We start from the raw sequence: 13,121 nt of genomic DNA on the forward strand, positions 1-13,121 counted from the left end.
AAATCGGGTCAAAAAACTGTCGGAGGGGCGCCGATGATCACGCGTGCACCAACCGCCCCTCCGCGCGCCACTCTGGTAGTCCACCCTCCAGCCGACGGGCCTGCAGCCCCCGCTTGCGCAGTGCTGTGATGGCCTGATGTGCATAGACACAGTAAGGACCGCGGCAATAGGCTACAATCTCGGTGCCGGGGTCGAGCGTTTCAGCAATGCCCTCAAGATCAGCCAGCGTGACATTCCGCGCACCGGGAATGTGCCCCATCGCGAACTCATCTGCTGGACGGACGTCGAGGATCGTGACCGAGCCTTCGGCCATCCGCAGAGCCAGAACGTCGCGACTGACGGGTTCGGGGGCATCAGCGCCATCCGCCAGCCCACGCAGGATACGCTCGACCTGTGCGAGATTGCGTTCCGCCACCACGCGGATCAGGTCCATCAGCGCCAGCGTCCTTGCATCGCTCAGACGGTAGATCACGGACTTTCCCTCACGGCGACTGGTGACCAGCCCGGCGCGGCGCAGCGCCTGAAGATGCTGCGAGGCATTGGCGATGGAGAGGCCGGTCTTGTCGGCCAAAGCCTCTACCCCGCGTTCGCCTTGTGCGATCTGCTCCAGCAGAGTCAGCCTTGCAGGCGCCGAAAGCGCGTGGGCGACCACCGCGTATTCCTCCAGCAGTGCGGCCTTGGGGCTGATTGACATGGGGAGGCTCCCGATATTACATCATTCAAGCGATAACTTGAATATTAACGATTCCCGCGTCCCCCGCAAGTCCGAAGGCACAGACACGATGACCGAGACAATCCTCGCCAATGAACCCATGCTGCGCCTTGCCGTGTTTCTGGGCGTGCTGGCAGCGATGGCGGGATGGGAACTTGCAGCCCCACGCAGGCGGCAAGAGATCCCGCGCGTTATCCGCTGGACCAACAACCTTGCGCTGGTCGTCGTCGATACCGTCATCCTGCGCCTGACGTTTCCGATCCTTGCCGTGGGCCTTGCGCTGATGGCCGAGGAGCGTGGCTGGGGGCTGTTCAACGCTGTGGATGTGCCGCTTTGGCTGGCCGTCCTGCTGTCAATTCTGCTGCTGGATCTGGCGATCTACCTGCAGCATGTGCTGTTCCATGCGGTGCCGGGACTGTGGCGGCTTCACCGGATGCACCATGCCGATCTGGAATTTGATGTGACCACCGGCCTGCGGTTTCATCCGGTGGAGATTGTCCTGTCGATGGTGATCAAGCTGGTGGCGGTCATGGCCTTGGGTGCGCCTGCGTTGGCAGTTTTGCTGTTCGAGGTGCTGTTGAACGCCACTGCGCTGTTCAACCACGCCAACATCCGGTTGCCAGTCGGGCTGGACCGGGTGCTGCGGTGGGTCATGGTGACGCCCGACATGCACCGCGTGCATCATTCGGTGATCCCCGCCGAGACCAACAGCAATTTCGGCTTCAACCTGCCGTGGTGGGACCGGCTGCTGGGCACCTACCGTGCGCAGCCAAAAGCGGGGCACGAGGGCATGACCATCGGCATCGAGCAGTTCCGCACACCGCGCGATCTGTGGCTGGACCGGATGCTGATCCAGCCGCTGCGCGGCCCGGCCAGCGGTGGAGCGCTGGACACCCGCCCGGAGGACAGGGGGTGACAGCACTTCCCCTCGGGATCCGCGAGAACCGGGCGCAGTTCACCCATCAGCTGGTCCAGGTGCTGCTGGTGGGCTTTGCCATTGGCATGATGCGCACCGTGATCCCGGCGCTGGCGGAAACCGAATTCGGCGTGGCGCGCGGGTCGTTCCTGCTGCTGACAGCCTTTGTCGTGGCGTTCGGCGTCGTCAAGGCAGTGATGAACTTCGTGGCCGGGCAACTGTCCGAACGCATCGGGCGCCAGCGGGTGCTGCTGTGGGGCTGGATCATCGCTCTGCCCATTCCGGTGATGATCTGGGCCGCACCAAACTGGGGCTGGATCGTGGCGGCGACGGTTCTGCTGGGGGTCAATCAGGGCCTGTGCTGGTCGATGACGCAGACGTCAAAGCTTGACATCACGCGTGCCGACCAACGCGGGCTGACGATGGGGCTGAACGAGTTTTCCGGCTATGTCGGAGTGGCACTTGCGGGGGTCGTCACCGCCTATATCGCCGAAGCTTTGGGGGCGCGGCTGGGCCTGTTGGTGTTCGGCCTGACGGTGATCGGAGTTGCATTGGTTCTGACCGTGGTCTGGGTCAAGGACACGCTGCAATGGGCCAAGGCCGAAACAGCGGCGCATAAGATCAGCGCGCCAAAGTTCCCGCCGCGCTATCCGCAGGGCGTATCCGAGCACCCGTCAACGCGCGAGGTTTTCGCGTTGATGAGCTGGCGCGATAAGCGGCTTGCCGCACTGTCGCAGGCCGGGCTGGTCGAGAAATTTGTCGATGCGCTGGTTTGGGTGATCTTTCCGGTCTTTCTGGTCGGCAAGGGTGCCACCTTGACCGAGATAGGCTGGATCGTCGGCGCCTATGGCTTTGTCTGGGGCGGATCGCAGTTGTTCACTGGGCGGCTGTCGGATCATGTCGGGCGGTTCTGGCCGAACGTACTGGGCATGTGGATCAGCGGCGCGGGGGTGCTGATGGTGGTGCTGGGCACTGGCGCGGCGTGGTGGGCGCTGTCGGCGGGGATTGCTGGTTTCGGCATGGCGCTGCTGTACCCGAACCTCGGGGCCAGTGTCGCCGATATCACGCCACCCGCCTGGCGCGGCTCGGCCATCGGCATTTACCGCTTCTGGCGCGATCTTGGCTACGGCATCGGCGCGCTTGGCCTTGGGCTGGTCGCACATCTGACCGGCGCTGTGGAAGCCGCGTTCTGGTTCGTTGCGCTATCAATGTTCGTATCCGGTGCGGTGCTGTGCGTCTTCGGCGAAGAAACCCACCCGCGGCTGAACCCGGCGTCCGAAGGAGCCCCCACATGAAACACCTGCTGATCTTGAACGATCCGCCCTACGGCACCGAACGCAGCTTTAACGGCCTGCGCATGGCGCACGCGCTGGCCAAGCACGATCCCGAAGGTGAGGTCACCGTTTTCCTTATGGCCGACGCCGTTCTTTGCGCCAAGGCGGGTCAGAAGACGCCTGAAGGCTTTTACAATCTTGAGCGGATGCTGGGCCGCGTACTGTCAGCCAAGGGGCGCGTGTTGATGTGTGGCACCTGCATGGATGCGCGGGGCCTGACCATTCCTGACATGTTGGAGGGCGCGGAGCGGTCCACCATGGATGAACTTGCCGAGGCGACACTGGCGGCAGACAAGGTTCTGGTGTTCTGATGGCTGGGTTGTTGACTTTGACGGAACGGGCGGTTGAACGTGAGTGCTACTTTCTGATCGACGTGCGCGATGCAGAAGATTATTCGGATGCACATTTCGAGGGTGCCGCACATATCCCGTTGACCGAACTTGCAGACCGTGCGGCTGAAGTTCCAGCAGTCAAAATCCAGTTCACCATCTGCAGTAAGGGTGGTGGCCGGTCGGCTGAAGGGGCTGACCTGCTTTGCAGGCTTGGCCACCCGGACGCCCGCTGGCTTGATGGCGGCACGACTGGCTGGCTGAACATCCAAGCATGACAAGATGATCGGAAACAGAGGAGTTCCCTGTTGACACTGAAGGCCATGGTCGCAGTCACGATAATCGCAGTTGGTCTTGCAACAACGCAGAGCCTGGCATGAAAGCCGTGAAACCCGGAGACTGGCTTGCCCCTCTGGCGGCAGCGCTTTCGCTCGTGGCCTGCTACGGCACACTCGCGGCAATCGGACTCCTGGGGGTGCTTGGTGTCACGATCGCACTGAACGAGACAGTCTGGGCCGGGGCGATCCTTCTCTTTGCCGGGTTGACGTTTGCATTGCTTTTGGTTCGCCTGCGCAGGCATGGCCGACTTGCACCGGTCGCACTCGCAGGTATCGGCCTTCTGCTGATCGGATTCACCATGCTGGTTTCCTACGACCGCATCATCGAACTGGCGGGATTTGGTTTTCTTTGTGCGGGAACAATTATGGATTGGCGCAGCCGAAGGGAGCCAGTCCATGGCGACAGATAAAACCCCACCTATCCTGCGCGACAAACACCACGACGCGCCGTCGTCCTTCACCCCGGAAAGCCTGCTGCGCGAGGCGCGGCGTCAGAAAGGGGCGGACAAGGTAGCTGTCCCGAAAACCTGCCTGCTGGATCCGGACGGCGACATCGTGCGGCAGCTTAAGGCGGACGGTCGTGCCCAAAGACATGAAGGCTGGGTTTGCTATCATACCGATCTGTGGCTCTTCTCCCTTAATGGTCAAGAGATTGGTGTTGTGGGGTGTGCGGTCGGTGCGTCCTTTGCCGTGCTGGTGGCAGAAGAGGTGTTTGCGTCGGGATGCGAGCTTTTGATCAGCATCACGTCTTCCGGGCAGATCGCGGCTTCGGGTCCTCCACCATATTTCATCCTGATCGAGCGCGCGCTGCGCGATGAGGGAACAAGCTACCACTATCTGCCGCCATCAGATTGGAGCGAAGCGTCCCAGCCGCTTCTCTCCCGACTGGACGGTGCCTTCGACACAGGACCCCGCATACTCAGCGGGGCAACCTGGACCACCGACGCCCCGTTCCGCGAAACTGAAGCCGCAATCGCTGCGGCCAAAACACGCGGGATTCTCGCCGTCGAGATGGAAGCGGCCGGACTTTATGCGTTTGCACAAGCGCGCAGCCGGGCAGTGATTTGCCTTGCGCATGTTACCAATCAGATGGGAACGGTCGAGGGGGATTTCGAGAAGGGCGAAGCCAATGGTGCGGCTGACGCGCTCTGGGTGGTGTCGAAGATAGCCGAGCGTCTCGGCTGAACCGCGTTGCGCTGCAACAGGCGGCCGTCAACCATAGCTGTCTGAAATTGAGGCACTGCGCATTGGCAAGTCGGCAAACATGTAGCCAGAAGGGCTTTGTGGTCTTTGTGCGCCTTCCAAACGCAAAAAGCTCCCTGGGATACAGGGGATGATCCGCCTCCGAACCTTGGACCGCCCGGAGGCAGGGTTTTTCGGCTCAGATCAGCGGTGCGGGGCAGCTCAGGTGGACAAAGCCTATTAAAGAGCGGTTACACTCCAGAGTGTTAGTTGTAAGGCGTGACGAGCACCAGCCCATTGGAATGGTATCAGAATTGTGCAGGGCTGCTCTCTATGGCCGACCGGCTTGAATTCCCGTTCGGGAATATTTCTGCGGATTTGATGCGCGTATTGCACAGTATTCCCGAACGGGAATATTCTTGTGGACAGTCGCAGTCCACCTGCGATAGTGTCCCGCTCGGTAAATATGATGGCAAAGCGCACCCTCACCCCAGCCGAGATCGGCGAGATTGTTAGGTCCACCCGCAAGGCCGCTGGCCTCCGGCAGGACGAACTTGCCGGTGCGGCCGGTGTTGGCTTGCGTTTCATCGTCGATCTGGAGGCAGGCAAGCCCACGGCACAGATCGGCAAGGCGCTTCAGGTTCTGCAGGCGCTGGGCTGCAGCTTTGAGATCACCGCGCCCCGGGCACCTGTAAAGCCATGATCCGGACACTGGATATTTGGTGGAACGGCCAGATTGTCGGTCAGTTGACACAAAATCAGCACGGTGAACTTGGTTTCGCCTATGCGCCCGATTGGCTGACGCGTGAAGATGCACCGGCACTATCGGCATCATTGCCCAAACGCGCCGAACCGTTTTCACGGCGCGAGTGCCGTCCGTTTTTCGGCGGTCTGCTGCCCGAGGAAGGCCAGCGCGATGCGGCGGCGCAAGCTCTCGGTGTCTCGCGCGCAAATGACTTTGCGCTACTCGACCGCCTTGGTGGCGATGTTGCAGGCGCCCTCCAGCTTCTGCCGCCGGGCGCGGAACCGGCCATCGTCAATTCGAGCGCCCAACCCACTTGGCTCAACGATGCCGGATTGCTCCGTGTCCTTGACGCCTTGCCCCTCCGCCCCCTGCTGGCGGGCGAAGAAGGGCTGCGGCTGTCCCTCGCAGGGGCACAGTCCAAGGTTCCGGTGGTGGTGCTGAACGGCGCGGTGGCCTTGCCTGCGCCGGGTCAGCCGACCACCCATATCCTGAAGCCGCCGATCGCCCGCTTTGCGGCCACCACCGAGAACGAAGCCTTCGTGATGCGGCTGGCTGCCAGCATCGGTCTTGACGTCGCGACGGTTGAACCGCGCGTCGTTGCAGGGCGGACCTTTCTGCTCGTCAAGCGCTATGACCGCATTTACGGCACCGATGAGATAGTCCATCGCATTCATCAGGAAGATTTCTGCCAGGCGCTGGGCGTGCCGCCCGAAACGAAGTACGCCAGCGAGGGCGGGCCGACATTCAAGGATTGCTTCGCGCTGTTGCGGGACGTCGCGGCCCGGCCCGCGGTCGATATTCTGAAGCTGCTCGACGCCGCGATCTTCAATCTGATCGCAGGGAATGCGGACGCGCATGGGAAGAACTTCTCGATCCTTTATGATCAAGAGGGCCCGCGCCTGGCTCCGCTGTATGATCTGCTGACAACGGCCGCCTACCCAGAGCTTTCGCCAAAGCTTGCGATGAAGATAGGCAAGCGGGCGACGCTGGCAGAGATGGATGCACAGGGTTGGGCTGCGTTTTCCGTCGACACTGGAATTGGTGTGCCGCTGATCCGCAGGCGTGTTGGCGAGATCAGTGAAAGCGTTCGGGCAAAGACGCCAGGTGTGGCGGCAGGTCTGATGATGCCCGGCCTCGACGAAGCGGCCTTGTTGCGGTTTGCGGACCTTGCAGGTGAGCGCGCGGCGTGGTGCGCGCGGACAGTTCAGCGACCGTGATGAAGTCACAAGGGCAAATCACAATATGGCGAGGGCTGAAAGACTTGCCCGGGCAACAACTTCAACGCTTGCTCGACCCGTCAAATGTCGCGCCAATATCAGGTATAGCAGAATGCACGCTTCACCCGCATCCGGCGTTGATCGGATCAATCCGCCCGTTTACGAACAAAGGGTCCGCTGACGCTATTTCAGCGCGGCCGCTTTTATGAACCGGAGTAACCTGATGGCCCGTGTCGAATTCGACAGCACCAAGAAACCGCTGGACGACCTTTTGAAACGGGCCCGGGATGGGCAGGTTCAACTCCCGGATTTTCAGCGCGGCTGGGTCTGGGACGACGAAGGCCTCCGAAGCCTTCTTGCGTCGATATCCCGTTCGTTTCCCGTCGGAGCCGTGATGACGCTGCAGACCGGCGGCGAAGTCCGGTTCAAGCCGCGCACCATCGAGGGAGCGCCGGAGGCGAGTTCCAAGGTTATGCCTGAATCCCTGCTTCTGGATGGCCAGCAGCGGATCACATCGCTGTATCAAACGACCATGCGTCAGGCCATTGTTGATACGATGAACAGCAAGAAGCAAAAGATCAAACGCTTCTATTACATCGATATGGCCGCAGCGCTGGACGAGAATGCCGATCGGTTTGACGCCATTGTCGGCATGCCAGAGAACCGTATCGAGACACGGAATTTCGGGAAGGAAGTCGTGCGGGACCTGTCTTCCCAGGCCGCGGAGTTCGAGCTGGGGATGTTTCCCACAAACCGGATCTTCGACTGGAACGACTGGCAGACTGGCTTTGTCGGCCATTGGGGTTACGCGCCGGAAAAGACCCAGTTCTGGTTCCGGTTCCTCAACGAGGTGCTGGCTGCCTTTCATCAATATCAGATGCCGGTCATCGAACTCGGGCGCCGCACCAGCAGGGAGGCTGTCTGCCTTGTGTTTGAAAAGGTCAACACGGGCGGCAAGAAACTTGATGCATTCGAGCTGCTGACCGCCATCTACGCAGGTGAGGAAGAGGGGTTTCACCTTCGCGAAGAATGGGCCGTGATCGCGAAACGCCTGTCGGATTCGATTGCGCTGAAGGAACAGCCCCTGACCCGGCTGCAGGCGACCGATTTCTTTCAAGCACTGGCGCTTTTGTATACGCGGGACCGCAGACTGAAACATGTCGCAGCAAACCGCGCGGGGGACCCGCCTGCCATCAGCTGCACGCGCGATACCGTGCTGAGCGTTCCGCTTCACGCGTACAAGCAATACTCGGGAAGGCTGGAAGAGGGGTTTCGCAAGGCTGGAAAGTTTCTGTTCACCCAGAACATCTACTGGTTCAAAGATGTCCCGTATCAATCTCAGCTCGTGCCGCTGGCCGCGATCTTGGCAGAACTAGGAGATCGTTGGGAACATGATGCGGTGCGTAAGAAACTGGCGCAGTGGTACTGGAGTGGCGTTTTTGGCGAACTTTACGGCGGTGCAGTCGAAACACGATTTGCCAAGGATCTGGCAGAATTTCTGTCCTGGATCGATGGTGGTGGCGAGCCTGCGACAGTCAAGGATGCCGGTTTCCGCGCCGAACGCCTGAACTCGATGACCTCTCGCCTTTCAGCTGCCTACAAAGGCGTGAATGCCCTATTGATGAGCGAAGGCGCCCGGGATTTTCGGTCGGGGCAGCCGTTCAACCATACCACCTATTTCGATGAAGCCGTCGACATCCACCACATATTTCCGCGCGCTTGGTGTCATAAGGCAGGCATTCCGCGCGAACGATTTGATACGATCGTTAACAAGACACCGCTGAGCTCGCAAACCAACCGGATCGTCGGTGGTTGCGTGTTTCGCTTGATGGTGGGCATCGATTTCACGGGATCATGGGCAGTCATTTCGCGTGAAGCTGGGCACTGATTTCGCGGGATCGCGGGCAGGTCTGGTCGGCAAATTGAGGATAGTTGCGCCTTCAGGAATGAAGGGGTGGCTTGATGCCGACAGGACGATTGAACATGCGCCGGATACGAGATGTTTTGCGATTGAAGCTTGGGCAAGGCCTGAGCGAGCGGTCCATTGCCGCTTCCCTCGGTCTGAGCAAGGGGAGCGTCGGAAGCTACACCCAACGGGCGCGTCATGCCGGGCTCACGTGGCCCTTGCCGGAGGGGATCGATGACGACAGCCTTGAACTTCTTTTGTTTCCAGCCCCGCCCACGGTGCCGGACGCGGAGCGGCTTGTGCCCGACTGGGCGGAGATTGACCGCGAGTTGCGCCGCCCTGGGGTGACGCGGATGCTGCTCTGGGAAGAATACCGTGCCGCGCACCCCGGGGGTTTTGCCTATACTTGGTTTTGCACGCATTACGAGGCTTGGAAGGGTCGGGTGCGCCCGACGATGCGCCAGACACATGTGGGCGGCGAGAAGGTGTTCGTTGACTTTGCCGGCGACACCATCGACGTGATCGACCCCACGACCGGCGAAGCGCGGGCCATGAAGCTGTTCGTGGCGGCAATGGGGGCATCGAATCACACCTATGCCGAGGCGGTGGCATCGGAGGGGTTGGAAGATTGGATCCTCGCGCATATCCGGATGTTCGCCTTTCTGGGCGGCGTGCCAAAGGCGGTGGTTCCGGACAATCTGAAGTCCGCCGTGATCAAGGCAGACCGGTTTGATCCGGGGCTGAACCGGACCTATGCCGAGATGGCGGCGCATTATGGCACCGCCGTTCTGCCCGCCCGGCCGCGCAAACCCCGGGACAAGGCGAAGGTGGAAGTGGCTGTCCAAGTGGCACAACGCTGGATTCTGGCGCGGCTGCGGAACCACCGGTTCTTCTCATTGGCCGAGTTGAACGTGGCGATCCGGCGGCTGCTGGACGAGTTGAACATGCGCGTGATGCGCGGCTATGGCGCCAGCCGCGCCGATCTGTTTGCCACTTTGGATCGGCCCAATCTTCAGCCCCTACCGCCCGAACCTTATGTCTTCGCCCGCTGGAAGCGCGCCCGCGTGGCACCCGACTATCACGTTGAGGTCGACAGCTCATGGTATTCCGTGCCCTTCGCGCTGATCAAACAAGAGGTCGATGTTCGCACAAGCGGCCAGACGGTCGAGATATTCCATCGTGGTCAGAGGGTTGCGAGCCACGTGCGCACCCCGGGGCGGCGCAGCCATGTCACCGTGGCCGACCATATGCCATCGGCCCATCGTCGCTTTGCCGAATGGACCCCGGCCAGAATGCTGGCGCAGGCAACCAAGACCGGCCCCGCCGTCGCCGCCTTTTGCGAGATGGTGATGGCTGACCGCCCCCATCCTGAACAGGGGTTCCGCACCTGCCTGGGTGTGCTGGCCTTGGTCAAAACCTATGGGCCGGAGCGCGTTGATGCGGCCTGCCAGCGGGGTGTGACCATCCGGGCCCGCACCGTCACCTCCATTCGTTCGATCCTCAAGACCGGCCTCGATCGCGCCTTCCTGGAAGGCTCCGAAGAGGTCGCCCCCCTCCAGCACGCCAACATTCGTGGCGGCAGCTATTACCATTGAGAAAGGACTAAAATGCTGACCCATCCCACCCACGACCGACTGTTGGCGCTCGGCCTGACCGGCATTGCATCGGCGCTCGAAGAACAACGCAGGTCAACCGCCTTCGACGCCCTCTCGTTCGAAGAGCGTCTCGGCCTGCTGGTCGACCGCGAGGCTGCAGAGCGCGACACCAAGAAACTGGCCTCCCGGCTCAAGTTTGCGGCTCTGCGCCAAGATGCCAGCGTCGAGGATCTGGACCTGCGCAGCCCACGTGGTCTTGACCGCAGTGTCATGGCGCATCTTGCCGATGGCGGCTGGATCGCCCGGCACGAGAACCTGCTGATAACCGGGCCGACCGGTTTGGGCAAAAGCTGGATCGCCTGCGCCCTTGGCCACAAGGCGTGCCGGGATGGGCGGCCCGTCCTCTATCAACGTGCGCCGCGCATGTTCGAGGCCCTTGCTCTGGCCCGTGGCGATGGCCGCCATGAACGCATCCTCAAAACCATCGCCCGCATGGATGTGCTGATCATTGACGATTGGGGCCTCGCCGTCCTCACCGCCCCGGAGCGCCGTGACCTGCTGGAAATCCTCGAAGACCGCCACGGCCGCGCTTCCACCATCGTCACAAGCCAACTCCCCGTTGACCAGTGGCACGAAGCCATCGGCGACCCAACGCTCGCAGATGCCATCCTCGACCGCCTCGTTCACAACGCACACCGCCTCACCCTCTCAGGTGAAAGCCTGCGCAGGCGCTCCGCCGTCACAAAAAAGCTTGACCAAATCGTTCAAGCCTGACTCCATGAAAGCGTCGGCCAGCCTGCCCACGATCCCGTGAAATGACTGCCCAGAATGGCGCGAAACGCGTGCCCACGATCGCGCGAAATCAGCGCCCATTCTCCGCGAAATCCGCATCGGTGGTGACGCGCCGTCGCAATATCTCGGCAAGCTGCCGCACCAGGGCGGCGCTTCTGACGCAGAGGTCGACCGGCATCTGCAATCACATCTGATCGATCCGGCGCTGCTACGCGCGGATGATTTCGACGCCTTCATCGCCCATCGGGGCGAGGCGCTGCTGGCTCTGATCGAAAAGGCGATCGGCAAAAGCGTCTATCGCGGAACCGCGACCGATGAGCCGATCGAAGATGTGTTGGAGAGCGAAGCAATTGCGCTGGAGGCCGCGGAGTAGCTTCGGGCATCCTCCGCGCCTGTTGAACCACGCGTTGCTCCGATTTGGCGCGGTCGGCTGCAGGTTTGGCTACTAACGTGTTGGATTACCACGCAGTTTGCTTTGTTTTGTTGACCTATTGTTGACCTGGAAAAACCAACGCAAAAAGCCACCCGGAGGGCGGCTGGTAACGTCTTGTAATCGTTGTTAGATTTGGTTGCGGGGACAGGATTTGAACCTGTGACCTTCAGGTTATGAGCCGAAGAACTCGCGAAATCTTTTCTTAATTGATTTCATCAGGTTACGCGATAACCCTTTGATCTGAAATCTGTTTCTCGCCGCAATCAACCGCAGTCAACCGCAGCCGACGGGTCTGAACGGGGAACAAAGTCGTTAGACAGGTTGACCTATTGTTGACCCGCCTCCCCTGGATCGACGTGCCGATGGAAACTTTAGGGCACCTCGATTTTTGACTGTTTTCGCGGCAACGGCATAGCAGGTTCTGCCCGAAGCGCGGCAGCGACCTTCAGCTGACCGATTGTTGCCTTGGTTTTTATGATCTGCCGCCCATTTCGCCTCGCGGACCTTCGGTTCAGGGCCGTTTTTAGCGATGCGCGGGGCGATCTGCGTCCTTGGCCGACCGTTTTCAGGCTGGGTGCGGGTTGATGCGACCCAGTTGGCCGAGGCGGCGCATGTTGTAGGCGAGATTCTTCATGCCGACTTTGGCCTTCGCCCGCACCAAGCCGATGGTGCGCACCAGGGTGCCGCCCATGTCGTTGGCCTGCGCGCCGAAGATGTGCTCAACCCGGACCCGCACGGTGGATTTGGTGCGGTTGCTGCCCTTGGCCTGGTCGGTCAGCGGCTTGCCCCGATTGCCCTTGCGGTGGATGTGGCTTTTCAGTTTTAAGGCGCGGAGTTTGGCCTCCATCTCCTCGGACCGATAAGCAGCATCCGCCCACACGCCAGACCCGGTGTTGCCCTGCATCAGCAGATGATCCACTGCCTGGCTGTCATGCACAGCGGCGTCGGTGACGTGGTAGCGCCGGACCAGCTTATGCGTGCGGTCCACATTCACATGGTTCTTGTAGCCGTAGTGGCTCTTGCCGTGCTTTTTCGTCCAACGTGCGTCCACATCCTTTTGCACCCGTTTCGCTGGCTTATCAGCCCAATCCTCGGGGACCTCGCCCTTCTTGATCGTTGCGTTTTCATCGCGCGTGTTGTGATTGCGCGGCACCGGCACGATGGAGGCGTCCAGGATCTGACCGCCGCGCGCAATGTAGCCCCGCCGCGCCAAATGACCGTCAAACAACCCGAACAACTCCTCCACCTTGCCGGCCTGCGCCAGCGCATCGCGATACAGCCACACCGTCTTGGCGTCGGGCACCCGGTCACCAAGGCCCAACCCCAGGAAGCGCATAAAGGAAAGCCGGTCGCGGACCTGATATTCGATCTGATCATCCGACAGGTTGTAAAGCGCGCTCAGAACCAGCGTCTTGAACATCAGCACCGCATCTATCGGCTTGCGCCCCGCGCGGGACTTGCGATCCGCAACAGGCTTGCGCCAGACCCGCTCAAGAGCCGGACGAAACTCCTCCCACGGCACGACGGCATCAATTTCGACCAGCGGATCCCTTTTGGCATCGAGGCTCGCGTAACGGTCCGAAAGATCGAAAAAACCCATCTGCGCCATCGTTGCATCCCCA

General features: G+C 61.1%; 13 protein-coding genes. 11 read left to right on the top strand and 2 right to left on the bottom strand.

All coding sequences use genetic code 11. The features are described from left to right. Positions 1-37: 37 nt before the first annotated feature. Complete coding sequence (locus RNZ50_08065) at positions 38-694, bottom strand: metalloregulator ArsR/SmtB family transcription factor (GenBank protein MDT8854974.1); 657 nt, start codon at positions 692-694, stop codon at positions 38-40. Between the two features lie 88 nt (positions 695-782). Here RNZ50_08065 and RNZ50_08070 point away from each other — a divergent pair, with 88 nt between their 5' ends. From RNZ50_08070 to istB, 11 genes are all read left to right on the top strand, one after another. After that, complete coding sequence (locus RNZ50_08070; GenBank protein MDT8854975.1) at positions 783-1,628, top strand: sterol desaturase family protein; 846 nt, start codon at positions 783-785, stop codon at positions 1,626-1,628. Further along, on the top strand, positions 1,625-2,923 hold the full coding sequence (locus tag RNZ50_08075) for an MFS transporter (GenBank protein MDT8854976.1): 1,299 nt from the start codon (positions 1,625-1,627) through the stop codon (positions 2,921-2,923). The genes RNZ50_08070 and RNZ50_08075 overlap by 4 nt, the downstream gene beginning before the upstream one ends. Then, positions 2,920-3,273 carry a DsrE family protein gene (locus RNZ50_08080; protein ID MDT8854977.1) on the top strand — a complete coding sequence of 118 codons (354 nt, stop codon included), beginning with the start codon at positions 2,920-2,922 and terminating at the stop codon, positions 3,271-3,273. Before RNZ50_08075 ends, RNZ50_08080 begins: the two co-directional genes overlap by 4 nt. Beyond that, positions 3,273-3,569: a rhodanese-like domain-containing protein gene (locus tag RNZ50_08085; GenBank protein ID MDT8854978.1), complete on the top strand. Its 297-nt coding sequence runs from the start codon at positions 3,273-3,275 to the stop codon at positions 3,567-3,569. Before RNZ50_08080 ends, RNZ50_08085 begins: the two co-directional genes overlap by 1 nt. Before the next feature lie 98 nt (positions 3,570-3,667). Further along, positions 3,668-4,039, top strand: coding sequence for a MerC domain-containing protein (locus RNZ50_08090; GenBank protein MDT8854979.1), 372 nt, complete (start codon positions 3,668-3,670; stop codon positions 4,037-4,039). Next, positions 4,026-4,814, top strand: a complete 789-nt coding sequence (locus RNZ50_08095; protein MDT8854980.1) for a nucleoside phosphorylase — start codon at positions 4,026-4,028, stop codon at positions 4,812-4,814. The genes RNZ50_08090 and RNZ50_08095 overlap by 14 nt, the downstream gene beginning before the upstream one ends. A gap of 466 nt (positions 4,815-5,280) precedes the next feature. Then, a complete protein-coding gene (locus tag RNZ50_08100) occupies positions 5,281-5,514 on the top strand; it encodes a helix-turn-helix transcriptional regulator (protein MDT8854981.1) in 234 nt (77 codons plus the stop codon). After that, on the top strand, positions 5,511-6,773 hold the full coding sequence (locus RNZ50_08105) for a type II toxin-antitoxin system HipA family toxin (GenBank protein ID MDT8854982.1): 1,263 nt from the start codon (positions 5,511-5,513) through the stop codon (positions 6,771-6,773). The genes RNZ50_08100 and RNZ50_08105 overlap by 4 nt, the downstream gene beginning before the upstream one ends. Before the next feature lie 223 nt (positions 6,774-6,996). Further along, the gene (locus RNZ50_08110; GenBank protein ID MDT8854983.1) at positions 6,997-8,661 is read left to right on the top strand and encodes a DUF262 domain-containing protein; all 1,665 of its coding nucleotides are present in this window, start codon (positions 6,997-6,999) and stop codon (positions 8,659-8,661) included. A 74-nt stretch (positions 8,662-8,735) separates the two neighbouring features. Continuing rightward, positions 8,736-10,274 (top strand): IS21 family transposase, encoded by a 1,539-nt coding sequence (istA, locus tag RNZ50_08115; GenBank protein MDT8854984.1) that lies wholly within the window; start codon positions 8,736-8,738, stop codon positions 10,272-10,274. Between the two features lie 12 nt (positions 10,275-10,286). Then, positions 10,287-11,048 carry an IS21-like element helper ATPase IstB gene (gene istB / locus RNZ50_08120; protein MDT8854985.1) on the top strand — a complete coding sequence of 254 codons (762 nt, stop codon included), beginning with the start codon at positions 10,287-10,289 and terminating at the stop codon, positions 11,046-11,048. Between the two features lie 1,016 nt (positions 11,049-12,064). Here istB and RNZ50_08125 read toward each other — a convergent pair. Continuing rightward, positions 12,065-13,108, bottom strand: coding sequence for an IS5 family transposase (locus tag RNZ50_08125; GenBank protein ID MDT8854986.1), 1,044 nt, complete (start codon positions 13,106-13,108; stop codon positions 12,065-12,067). Between the last annotated feature and the right edge of the window lie 13 nt (positions 13,109-13,121).

It is taken from the genome of Paracoccaceae bacterium Fryx2 (genome assembly GCA_032334235.1).
In the GTDB taxonomy this organism is placed as follows: domain Bacteria; phylum Pseudomonadota; class Alphaproteobacteria; order Rhodobacterales; family Rhodobacteraceae; genus JAVSGI01.

Bases quoted from the DNA above. Each gene is read 5' to 3' on its own strand.
- RNZ50_08090 (MDT8854979.1), top strand. From the start codon at position 3,668: ATGAAAGCCGTGAAACCCGGAGACTGGCTTGCCCCTCTGGCGGCAGCG.
- RNZ50_08110 (MDT8854983.1), top strand. From the start codon at position 6,997: ATGGCCCGTGTCGAATTCGACAGCACCAAGAAACCGCTGGACGACCTT.
- RNZ50_08125 (MDT8854986.1), bottom strand. From the start codon at position 13,108: ATGGCGCAGATGGGTTTTTTCGATCTTTCGGACCGTTACGCGAGCCTC.
- RNZ50_08070 (MDT8854975.1), top strand. From the start codon at position 783: ATGACCGAGACAATCCTCGCCAATGAACCCATGCTGCGCCTTGCCGTG.
- RNZ50_08095 (MDT8854980.1), top strand. From the start codon at position 4,026: ATGGCGACAGATAAAACCCCACCTATCCTGCGCGACAAACACCACGAC.
- RNZ50_08080 (MDT8854977.1), top strand. From the start codon at position 2,920: ATGAAACACCTGCTGATCTTGAACGATCCGCCCTACGGCACCGAACGC.
- RNZ50_08100 (MDT8854981.1), top strand. From the start codon at position 5,281: ATGGCAAAGCGCACCCTCACCCCAGCCGAGATCGGCGAGATTGTTAGG.
- istB (MDT8854985.1), top strand. From the start codon at position 10,287: ATGCTGACCCATCCCACCCACGACCGACTGTTGGCGCTCGGCCTGACC.
- istA (MDT8854984.1), top strand. From the start codon at position 8,736: ATGCCGACAGGACGATTGAACATGCGCCGGATACGAGATGTTTTGCGA.
- RNZ50_08105 (MDT8854982.1), top strand. From the start codon at position 5,511: ATGATCCGGACACTGGATATTTGGTGGAACGGCCAGATTGTCGGTCAG.
- RNZ50_08085 (MDT8854978.1), top strand. From the start codon at position 3,273: ATGGCTGGGTTGTTGACTTTGACGGAACGGGCGGTTGAACGTGAGTGC.
- RNZ50_08065 (MDT8854974.1), bottom strand. From the start codon at position 694: ATGTCAATCAGCCCCAAGGCCGCACTGCTGGAGGAATACGCGGTGGTC.